The organism is Sporosarcina sp. FSL K6-6792 (assembly GCF_038004885.1).
GTDB lineage: Bacteria > Bacillota > Bacilli > Bacillales_A > Planococcaceae > Sporosarcina > Sporosarcina psychrophila.
In genome coordinates, this window is the sequence record NZ_JBBOSA010000001.1 from 3,108,389 (window position 1) to 3,117,500 (window position 9,112).

11 protein-coding genes (1 of these 11 only partly in view) are annotated in these 9,112 nt (G+C 44.8%); all 11 read left to right on the top strand.

From position 1 onward, the window contains the following. Positions 1-74: 74 nt before the first annotated feature. Complete coding sequence (locus MKZ26_RS15135) at positions 75-839, top strand: type III pantothenate kinase (RefSeq protein WP_340766673.1); 765 nt, start codon at positions 75-77, stop codon at positions 837-839. A 16-nt stretch (positions 840-855) separates the two neighbouring features. After that, positions 856-1,743, top strand: a complete 888-nt coding sequence (hslO, locus tag MKZ26_RS15140; protein WP_340766674.1) for an Hsp33 family molecular chaperone HslO — start codon at positions 856-858, stop codon at positions 1,741-1,743. Further along, complete coding sequence (locus MKZ26_RS15145; RefSeq protein WP_067213719.1) at positions 1,721-2,641, top strand: peptidyl-prolyl cis-trans isomerase; 921 nt, start codon at positions 1,721-1,723, stop codon at positions 2,639-2,641. The genes hslO and MKZ26_RS15145 overlap by 23 nt, the downstream gene beginning before the upstream one ends. Positions 2,642-2,888: 247 nt before the next feature. Continuing rightward, positions 2,889-3,815 carry a cysteine synthase A gene (gene cysK, locus MKZ26_RS15150; protein WP_067213718.1) on the top strand — a complete coding sequence of 309 codons (927 nt, stop codon included), beginning with the start codon at positions 2,889-2,891 and terminating at the stop codon, positions 3,813-3,815. Between the two features lie 190 nt (positions 3,816-4,005). Next, complete coding sequence (locus tag MKZ26_RS15155) at positions 4,006-5,415, top strand: anthranilate synthase component I family protein (protein WP_340766675.1); 1,410 nt, start codon at positions 4,006-4,008, stop codon at positions 5,413-5,415. A gap of 16 nt (positions 5,416-5,431) precedes the next feature. Next, the gene (pabC, locus tag MKZ26_RS15160) at positions 5,432-6,286 is read left to right on the top strand and encodes an aminodeoxychorismate lyase (protein ID WP_340766676.1); all 855 of its coding nucleotides are present in this window, start codon (positions 5,432-5,434) and stop codon (positions 6,284-6,286) included. Then, a complete protein-coding gene (folP, locus tag MKZ26_RS15165) occupies positions 6,286-7,137 on the top strand; it encodes a dihydropteroate synthase (RefSeq protein ID WP_340767664.1) in 852 nt (283 codons plus the stop codon). The genes pabC and folP overlap by 1 nt, the downstream gene beginning before the upstream one ends. An 11-nt stretch (positions 7,138-7,148) precedes the next feature. Continuing rightward, complete coding sequence (gene folB / locus MKZ26_RS15170; protein WP_340766677.1) at positions 7,149-7,517, top strand: dihydroneopterin aldolase; 369 nt, start codon at positions 7,149-7,151, stop codon at positions 7,515-7,517. Continuing rightward, positions 7,514-7,999, top strand: coding sequence for a 2-amino-4-hydroxy-6-hydroxymethyldihydropteridine diphosphokinase (folK, locus tag MKZ26_RS15175; RefSeq protein ID WP_340766678.1), 486 nt, complete (start codon positions 7,514-7,516; stop codon positions 7,997-7,999). Before folB ends, folK begins: the two co-directional genes overlap by 4 nt. After that, positions 7,965-8,171 carry a hypothetical protein gene (locus MKZ26_RS15180; RefSeq protein ID WP_340766679.1) on the top strand — a complete coding sequence of 69 codons (207 nt, stop codon included), beginning with the start codon at positions 7,965-7,967 and terminating at the stop codon, positions 8,169-8,171. Before folK ends, MKZ26_RS15180 begins: the two co-directional genes overlap by 35 nt. A gap of 153 nt (positions 8,172-8,324) precedes the next feature. Continuing rightward, positions 8,325-9,112, top strand: the 5' portion of a protein-coding gene (gene lysS / locus MKZ26_RS15185) for a lysine--tRNA ligase (protein WP_340767665.1). It continues 703 nt past the right edge of the window; only the first 788 of its 1,491 coding nucleotides appear in the window; the start codon lies at positions 8,325-8,327; its stop codon lies off the right edge, out of view.

A 9,112-nucleotide genomic window follows, 5' to 3' on the forward strand; every position in this document is an offset into this window, starting at 1 on the left:
CAGTCAGCTTTTTTCTATACCCGGATATGTGGTATGATGTGTTGGAAAATGACGAAGTTAGCGAGGAAACCATTATGCTATTAGTGCTAGATACAGGAAATACGAATATTGTCCTTGGCGTCTATGAACAAGGACAGCTTAAACATCATTGGCGCATGGAAACTTATAGACATAAGACAGAAGATGAATATGCGATGCAAGTGAAATCTTTATTTTTACACGTTGGACTCACTTTTGACGATGTAACCGGCATTATCATTTCATCAGTAGTCCCGCCAGTCATGTTTCCTCTGGAGCAGATGTGCAGGAAGTATTTCAACCAAAAACCGCTTATTGTTGGCCCTGGTCTCAAAACCGGATTGAATATCAAGTATGAAAACCCACGCGAGGTTGGTGCAGATCGGATTGTCAATGCCGTTGCGGCTGTTCATGAATATGGAAGTCCGCTGATCATCGTTGATTTTGGAACAGCAACAACCTATTGTTATGTGAATGAAAAAGGCGAATACATGGGTGGAGCAATTGCACCAGGTATCGGAATTTCCATGGAGGCTTTGTTCGACAGGGCATCTAAATTGCCAAGAATCGAACTGGCAAAACCGGATCAAGTTGTAGGGAAAAGTACGGTAGCTGCTATGCAGGCTGGGATTGTTTACGGTTATGTTGGGCAAGTTGATGGTATTGTTGCCCGCATGAAAGCACAAAGTAAGGAAGAACCGACCGTCATCGCTACGGGAGGGCTTGCTGGTTTGATCGCAAGTGAAACGACTGTGATTGATGTCGTTGACAACTTCTTGACGCTAAAAGGGCTTCATCTAATTTATGAACGAAACATGTAAAAGGAGCAGATAAGAAATGAATGATTATTTAGTAAGAGCGCTTGCGTTCGACGGGACAATCCGGGCATACGCAGCTCGCTCGACCGAAACAGTATCAGAAGTGCAACGTCGTCATTTGATGTGGCCAACTGCAACGGCAGCATTAGGACGTTCAATGACAGCGGCAGTCATGATGGGTGCGATGTCAAAGGGTGATGATAAACTGACAATAAAGGTTGATGGCAATGGACCAATTGGTTCGATGGTCATTGATGCAAACGCGCATGGCGAGGTTCGGGGTTATGCATCTAATCCGCAAACGCATTTTGATTTAAATGAGCAGGGTAAACTTGACGTCAGGCGTGCAGTTGGAACGGACGGTATGTTGTCGGTTGTCAAAGATCTGGGGCTTCGTGATTTCTTTACGGGGCAAGTTCCAATTGTATCGGGTGAAATCGCTGAAGATTTCACGGAGTACTTTGTCGTTTCGGAGCAGGTACCTTCTGCAGTAGGACTTGGTGTGCTGGTTAACCCGGACAATACAGTGAAAGCTGCCGGTGGCTTCATTATCCAAGTTATGCCTGGCGCAACGGAAGAAACAATTGTGACGTTGGAAGAGCGTATTGCCAACGTTGAACCAATTTCAACGTTGATTGCCCGTGGCCTTACCCCTGAGGAGATTCTTGGTGAGGTTCTTGGCGCGGCGAACGTGGAAATTCTTGACCGGATGGATGTTTCATTCGCATGTAATTGCTCGAGGGAACGTTTTGGAAATGCGATCATCGGTCTTGGGGAGAGCGAAATTCGGGATATGATTGAAGAGGACGGACAAGCGGAAGCACATTGTCACTTCTGTATGGAAACATACGTGTATCCGAAAGAAGTTTTGGAAGGTTTTATCAATGAAATACAATCGGAAGCCTGAAGGGACAACAAGTTTACAGAAACGAAAACTGAAGACGAAACCGCTCATTCTGTTAATTGGAATCCTTTTAGCCTTCAATATCTTCTGGCTTGTTGGGTGGCTTATACCGGACAAACCGAAGCAGACAGATGAAGAAGTTGCGTCGGTAGCTGGTAAGCCTATTACGAGAGAACAATGGATGTCGGCAATGGAAAAGGAAGTTGGACGTGAAACTCTTCTTGACCTTGTGAATGAAAAAGTGATGGCGGTAGCTGCAGAACAATACGGGATTGATGTATCGGATAAGGAAATTGATCTCGAAATTGCGCTTATTCGTTCCGTGGACGGTCGCTCTCATTCTGGTCAAGATGAGGAAGGAATGCGGAAGAAAATCCGTTCTAACCTCATCCTTGAAAAGGTATTAACGAAAGATATCGTAGTTAAAGATAATGCGGTAAAGAAGCAGTATGATGAAAATACTGCACTTTACAATATTTTAACTGCTTACAGAACCGCTATTATTGTTGTTCCAACGAAGGCTGATGCAGAACAGACAATTGAAGAGCTTTCAAAAGGTTCAAGCTTTGACGTTCTCGCAAAAGAGCGATCGACGGATTTGGCTTCGGCTAGTCTAGGCGGAGATATAGGCTATATCAACGATTCGACTGATTCGATAGACAAGGCAATCGTAGAGACTGTAGCCGATGCGAATGAAGGAATGACGAGTGGAGTTATTGCTTTGAGTGATGGTACATATGCGGTTACTCATGTAAGTGAAGTGGTGAAAGGGCAGTCGTTTAAATTTAAAGAAGTAAAAGATCATATCAAGCGTGAAATTGCACTTGAGCAACTTCCGCAAACTGTTAGTCCGGAAGCGTTTTGGAAAGAATTCGACGCAAAATGGTTTTACGGTAAATAATAGAAAGCTGTTTGGAAACCGATATAAATTGGTATTTCCGGACAGCTTTTCTTAAAAGGGAAGAAAGTATAAGTTTTTCTACATAAATCAGTGTCTAGACTCCAGGCTGCATTCTTTAGCTTCAGTCTGAAAGCGTTGGGTAAAGAATACATATAGTGGGCGTTCAATTGTTGACAATGTTCACATAATGGTAGTAATATTAATATTATAAGACATATCAAAATAGTAGGAATTGGAGAGGGTATAAATGACGCTAGTTGGAAACTCTATTGCGGATCTTGTTGGGAAAACACCCCTTGTTAAAATGAACAGAATGACAGGCGCAGATGATGCGGATGTTTATTTGAAACTAGAATATATGAATCCAGGATCTAGTGTTAAAGATCGTATTGCGCTTGCGATGATCGAAGCGGCTGAAAAGTCCGGAGATTTAAAAGAGGGCAGTACAATTATTGAACCAACAAGTGGTAACACGGGAATAGGCCTTGCGATGATTGCTGCGGCAAAAGGGTATAAGTCTGTTTTGGTTATGCCGGATACGATGAGTACAGAGCGGCGCAATCTACTTCGTGCTTATGGCGCGGATCTTGTGTTAACGCCAGGTGCTGAAGGAATGAAAGGCGCTATCGGAAAAGCGGAAGAACTTTCAAAGGAAAATGGTTGGTTCATGCCGCAACAGTTCAACAATGAAGCAAATCCCGAAATTCACCGTTTAACGACAGGCCCTGAAATCGCAGATGCACTAGACCGTGTAGATGCGTTCGTTTCTGGAATTGGAACGGGTGGCACGATTACGGGTGTGGGTAGCGTCTTAAAAGAACGTTTTCCTGAAGTAAGTATCATTGCTGTTGAACCGACGGACTCGCCTGTACTATCAGGTGGAAAGCCGGGTCCGCATAAAATTCAAGGAATCGGTGCTGGATTCATTCCAAAAGTGCTCGATACTGATATCTATGATGAAATCGTCCAAGTAACGAACGACGAAGCGTATGACACAGCAAGACGTGCAGCACGCGAAGAAGGTATTCTTGGTGGTGTTTCATCCGGAGCGGCAATCTTTGCAGCTCTACAAGTGGCGAAGAAGCTTGGTAAAGGGAAGAAAGTCGTTGCGATTCTTCCATCCAACGGTGAGCGCTATTTGAGTACTCCGCTATATCAATTTGACGAAGAGTAATAGTGTGGGAGGGGGAAGGGCTGAGATGCTCTTTCTTTTTTGTTGTTTAAATTTGTTTGTTATGATCGGTCTGTGGTGGGATATGGTCGCTCCTCAAATGAAAAGAGGTCATCTGCTTTTCTTTTTATAGCGTAAAACGGCTTTCACGCGGTAAGATGAAGATACTAATTGTTATCGGGAGGAAACTGGGATGAACAAACAAAAGATCGCTTATACAACATCAGCAATGACGAAAGAACAGCTCTTCTATGCTTATAAAGAGTTGGCACACAAGCATGAAAGTCATATCCTTCTTGAAAGTGGACGCGGCGGTGCGCTATGCATGGCTGGAATTGACCCGCTCGTTACGTTACGGACGTTGGACGGCGACAAATTACAACTTGTCTGGCGTGATGGTACGGAGGAAGTAAGAGAAGGAAATCCGCTTGAATTGCTAAATGATTTTGTTCAATCCTATGAAATGGAATCTATTCCTGAACTGCCAGACTTCCAAGGCGGTGCGGCAGGATTCATCAGTTACGATTATGTCCGTGCTTATGAAAACATCCCAGTCGATACGATAGATGATCTCGATACACCTGATTTGTTCTTTTATTTATTTGACCGCTGGGTAGTGCTTGACGTTAAGACTGAAATGGCTTATTTCATGACACTTCCGAATTGTGGATTGGAACCAGCAGAGTTGGAAGCTGAATGGATGACAGCGGCTTCGGAAGGACTAAGCAAGCAAGTCTTCACGCTAGGAAAAGCAACGGACGTATTGTTAAGTGAAGATGATCTTGCTGTATCTGTTACTGGACCGCAGTTTGAACAGATGGTCCGAGACGTGCAGACTTACATTGCTAGTGGAGATGTTACTCAAGTCAATCTTTCAGTGAGACAATCAAAACCGCTATCAGTACATCCGCTAGATATGTACGAAGCACTTCGTTCATTCAATCCGTCACCTTATATGGCCTCAATGGGTTCGCCGGAATTTGCTGTCGTATCTGGTTCACCGGAACTGTTATTGAAAAAGCGTGGGGATGAAATAAGTACACGACCAATCGGTGGAACACGGCCGAGAGGGAAAGATGAAAACGAAGATGCTGCGCTTCAAGCGGAATTATTGTCGAATGAAAAAGAGACTGGCGAACATATTATGCTCGTAGATCTGGAACGGGAAGACTTTGAGCGGGTTTGTGCACCGGAAACGGTGGAAACGGATGAATTCATGGTTGTGGAGAAATATTCTCATGTTATGCACCTTGTATCGAACGTTCGTGGTACGGCTGCAGAGGGTATTTCGAATGCGGAAATCGTTAATGGCGTGTTCCCAGGGGGTTCAATTACCGGCTCACCAAAACTCCGGACGATGGAAATTATTGAAGAACTTGAGCCGACGCGAAGAGGGCTATATACAGGATCTATTGGCTGGTTCGGCTTTAACGGTGATTTCGAACTGAATATCGTTATCCGTACGGCTTATATCAAGGATGGTATTGCGCATATACAGGCTGGTGCAGGTCTTGTCGCTGATTCAGTACCGGAAGCGGAGTATATAGAATCATTGAATAAGGCAAAAGCGCTTTGGCAAGCAAAGGCGATGGCGGAAAAGTAAGATTGGGGGATTCGGTATGTGGTGTTGGATGAATGGTGAATTCCTGCGTGCGGAGGAGTTAAAAATTTCCCCGTTCGATCATGGATTTCTATATGGTGCTGGTTTTTTTGAAACCTTCAGGACATACGGCGGCAATGTGCTCTTGTATGATAAACATATGGACAGGTTGCATACGGCACTTACGGAGTACCGCATTACGATGCCTTATGATGAAACCGAAATTCTTGCGGCTGTGCGTAAACTGGATCACTTAAATGGCGGACAGGATGGCTATTTTCGGTTGAACGTCTCTGCGGGTGTCCATGATATCGGTCTTGCACCCTCTTCATACGCATCACCGAACGTGATCTTATTCAGAAAAGAATTGGCTCCGACTGTTCGTGGTACGGAAAAGAAGGCCGTCTGGCTAGGTACTCCGCGTGATAAACCGGAAAGTACTGTGCGCCATAAATCACATAACTTTCTTAATAACGTACGGGGGCGGCTAGAGCTTCCTTCATTGAAAGAGTTGGAAGGCCTTTTCGTTACCGAGGAAGGTTTTGTTGCGGAGGGTATTACGTCAAATGTTTTTTGGGTGAAGGACGGCGCGTTATTTACTCCAGCTATCGAAACAGGGATTCTGCCAGGGACGACACGTGCGTTTATCATTGAATGCGCTAAAGTTGCGGGAATTCCTGTGAATGAAGGATTTTACGGTAAGGAACATGTAGAAGGAGCGGACGAGTTATTCGTCACGAATGCCGTGCAGGAACTTGTACCACAATCTATGATTGAAGAAATCTCGCTACCAGGGGCAATGGGCGCTTATTATAAAAAACTACATGCATTTTATATGCAGGCAATAGATGATATGGAAGAAGGTTGCTGTTGATGGAATTGGCTCGTGCACGTGATAAATATCGGTTTGGTAAGACGGAAATGGATTTCAAAAAAGAAACGGTAATTATGGGTATTTTGAATGTGACACCGGATTCGTTTTCAGATGGTGGAAAATACGGTCGTATCGATGCGGCGCTTAAGCGCGCGGAAGAGATGCTTCGCGACGGGGCAAAAATTATCGATGTGGGTGGGGAATCAACGCGCCCTGGGCATATCCCGATTTCATTGGAAGAAGAGCTAGAACGAACGGTTCCGGTTATCAAGGCTTTGACGAGAGAGCTTGGATGTACGGTGTCGATTGATACATATAAGGCGGGCGTCGCGGAAGAAGCGATTCTTGCGGGTGCGCAGATTATAAATGATATATGGGGAGCGAAGCGTGAACCGTACATCGCGGACATTGCAGCAAAACACGGTGTGCCGATTATATTGATGCATAATCGTGAGCATGCAGAGTACGAGGGCAACTTTATGGATGAGGTTATCGCTGACTTGGAAGAAAGTGTTGGTATTGCGATTGCGGCAGGTGTAGCACACGATAATATCTGGCTCGATCCGGGCATCGGCTTCGCGCGAAATGCAATTCAAAACATATGGACGATGCAAGGACTCGATCGAATTTCTGAAATGGGCTACCCGGTTCTTCTTGGAACATCGCGGAAGTCGCTAATCGGCAACGTACTTGGATTGCCGGTCGAGGAACGATTGGAAGGTACAGGCGCAACGGTATGTTATGGAATCGAACACGGCTGTCATATTATGCGGGTTCATGACGTGAAGGAAATCGCGCGAATGGCGAAAATGATGGATGTACTGACGGGGAAAACAGATTTTGAACAATAGGAGGGTGCGCTATGGATTATATTCATCTAAATGAATTAGAGTTTTATGGTTATCATGGGGCGTTGCCTGAAGAAACGAAACTTGGCCAACGTTTCCGTGTGACGGTCTCTCTTGCTACGAATCTTTCGGAGGCTGGAAAAACGGATAATCTGGATAAAACGGTGAATTATGCGGAAGTATACAGTGTGTGTCAATCGATTGTTGAAGGCGAACCCGTAAAATTGATTGAGACGGTTGCTGAAAAAATTGCAACTGCTGTATTAGCCCAATTTGCGGATAAAGTGACTGGTGTTCGTGTCGTGCTTGTGAAACCAGATCCGCCGATTCCGGGTCATTATGCATCGGTGTCCGTTGATATCACAAGGGGGCATTTCCAGTGAACGTAGCTTACCTCTCGATTGGCTCGAACATCGGTGATAGGTTACATCATCTGACAGAGGCGGTGCGGGCACTTCATTCACACGAAGGTCTAACAGTTACTTCGGTATCGTCGATTTACGAAACAGCGCCCGTCGGCTTTACAGATCAAGCGGACTTCCTCAATATGGTGGTATGCGTGGAAACGGGTTTGGCGGCGCAGGAACTTCTGGACGTTTGTCAAAAAATTGAACACGGGCTTGGTCGGATTCGTGATATAAGATGGGGTCCGCGGACTGCAGACCTTGATATTTTGCTGTATAATAACGACAGTATTGAAACAGAGAGCTTGGTTGTACCGCACCCAAGAATGCATGAGCGGGCCTTCGTTCTTATTCCACTTCTTGAAATTGCTCCTTTAATGGGCAATCCAATGGTAGACACGGGTGTCATACTTTGGAGGAAGGTTAATGGGGTCAATGATTTATTGCAAGAGGGCGAATGAAAATGCTAAAGCAAACAGGGATATCATCCGTCAAATGAAAGAAGCGGTGTCGATGCCTATAATCGGGAACACCAATGTAGAAACAGCTGCTGACTTAATCAACCTAATGAACGGCTTTGCCGATGAAATGATGGAACGCGAAGAAGTGGCGGTTAGTGTAAGTGCTGTTTGAGTCGGATAATCCAGGCCGCCACGTATTGTGGGGGCTCTTTTTTGTAAATGAATCATACAATGCGAATAAGTAAAGCGTGTCCGGGCGGCACAAATTGTGTACAATAGATGCATGCTATCTAATGCAGCGGATAATGATGAAGGAGTGAAAGAAATGTCACACTTAGATGAAATGAACGACCAGCTTTTGGTGAGACGCCAGAAGATGGAAGATATACGAGAAAGTGGATTAGATCCATTTGGCTCAAGATTCGAACGTACACATCTATCGAATGAAATCCGGGAGCGGTTTGATGAGATTTCGAAAGAAGATCTTGATGAAACGCCTCACGAAGTAACAATTGCAGGTCGTATCATGACGAAGCGTGGAAAAGGGAAAGCTGGATTTGCAAATCTGCAAGATCTTGGCGGTCAGGTTCAAATTTACGTAAGACAAGATGCAATCGGTGAAGATGCTTATAAACTCTACAATAGTACAGACCTAGGAGATATTATCGGAATTACAGGGACAATCTTCAAAACGAAAGTTGGAGAACTTTCTATTAAAGCGACTGAATTCACATTCCTTACAAAAGCGCTACGTCCGTTACCTGAGAAGTTCCATGGTCTAAAGGATATTGAACAACGTTACCGTCAGCGTTATTTGGATTTGATTGCAACGGAAGGCAGTAAAGAGACGTTTATTCTAAGAAGCCGTATCATCCAGTCGATGCGTCGTTACTTAGATGGACAAGGTTTCCTTGAAGTTGAAACGCCAATGCTACACGCGATTGCGGGGGGAGCTTCTGCACGTCCGTTTATCACGCACCACAATGCACTCGATATGGAACTATATATGCGTATTGCAATCGAACTCCATTTGAAACGCCTCATTGTAGGTGGACTTGAGAAGGTTTATGAAATTGGACGTGTTTTCCGTAATGAGGGAACTTCGACGCGCCA